1 protein-coding gene and 1 pseudogene are annotated in these 778 nt (G+C 63.0%); both read left to right on the top strand.

Annotated elements, in window-relative coordinates; all coding sequences use genetic code 11:
* Positions 1-249, top strand: a pseudogene (locus EN964_RS36080) (hypothetical protein); the annotation flags it as partial.
* A gap of 131 nt (positions 250-380) precedes the next feature.
* On the top strand, positions 381-778 hold a 398-nt coding region (locus tag EN964_RS36075; RefSeq protein ID WP_164776536.1), incomplete at its 3' end, for a LysE family translocator.

Here is a 778-nt window from a genome sequence, read left to right as displayed (position 1 = left end):
CTTTGCAACAACGCCAAGGCAGCCAACATCATGGTGATGACTGTGGCGCTCGATCTGTCCACGACTAAAATCGCCGACCAGCAGGCGATCGAGGCGCTGAAATCCTGCTCGTCGAACTCGCGCTTCCGCAAGGATCCAACGGACGCGAGCAAGCCGGCAAAACTGTTCTGGAACGCTACCGGCGCCAGTTTGTCGAACGATTTCAAGGAAATCGGCAACGAACTGTCGAACCTGCGCATCGTCGGCTGATCCGTAGGCACCGGCGGCTAGCTGGAACAATAGCTGGCGCCGCCATGCACTTGCGCGCGCTGCCGGGGACAGGCACATCTTGGCCGCCTGCCGGATCGCGCGTCCATTCGCGGCGCGCGGGGGAAGAACAGATGCCCGAAACAGCCAATCATCTCGCCTTCGCGCTGGTCTGCCTCGGCATGGTGCTGACGCCTGGCCCCAACATGATCTATCTGATCTCGCGTTCCCTATCGCAGGGGCCGAAGGCGGGGCTGATCTCGCTTGGCGGCGTGGCACTCGGTTTTGTCTTCTATGTGCTGGCGGCGGCGTTCGGCATCACCGCGCTGCTGCTCGCCGTGCCCTACGCCTATGACGCGCTGCGCTTTGCCGGCGTGCTCTACCTGCTGTGGCTGGCCTGGCAGGCGGTGAAGCCGGGCGGACGCTCGCCGTTCGAAGTGCGCGAATTGCCGAGGGACAGGCCGCGCAAGCTTTTCGCCATGGGCCTGATGACCAATCTGCTCAATCCGAAGGTGGCCGTGCTCTATCTGTC

Source organism: Mesorhizobium sp. M7A.F.Ca.CA.001.10.2.1 (assembly GCF_003998575.1).
GTDB lineage: Bacteria > Pseudomonadota > Alphaproteobacteria > Rhizobiales > Rhizobiaceae > Mesorhizobium.
This window is presented reverse-complemented; position numbering and strand designations above follow the sequence as displayed.